Raw genomic sequence first — 430 nt, forward strand, 5'->3', positions numbered from 1 at the left:
CTGGCGGTGGTTCTGGACCTGTTCGCGCGCAAGCCCGTTGGCTGGGCGTTGTCGCTATCACCAGATACGGCGCTAGTAAAGAAGGCGTTGACGATGGCCTATGAATCGAGAAGTGAGCCTGAAGGTGTAATGTTTCACTCAGACCAAGGATGCCAGTACACCAGCTTGGGGTTTCGGCAATTGCTGTGGCGCTACCAGATGAAGCAGAGCCTAAGTCGCCGTGGGAACTGCTGGGATAATGCGCCGACAGAGCGTTTCTTCAGGAGCTTGAAGACGGAGTGGGTACCGGAGACTGGCTACTCGAGCTTCCCGGCAGCAAAGCAGGCGATCAACGATTACATCATCGGCTACTATAGCCAGATACGGCCACACCAGAACAACGACGGTTTGCCGCCGAATGTGGCTGAAGAAAAATATTGGAATGCTCAAA

The 430-nt window shown here is 54.4% G+C and carries 1 protein-coding gene; it reads left to right on the plus strand.

The features are described 5' to 3' along the window. Positions 1-430, plus strand: a 430-nt coding sequence (locus Q1A48_RS21380; RefSeq protein WP_299948900.1) for an IS3 family transposase, incomplete at both ends; no start/stop codon positions are given.

Origin of the sequence: uncultured Microbulbifer sp., assembly GCF_947489355.1 — a bacterium.
Classification (GTDB): domain Bacteria; phylum Pseudomonadota; class Gammaproteobacteria; order Pseudomonadales; family Cellvibrionaceae; genus Microbulbifer.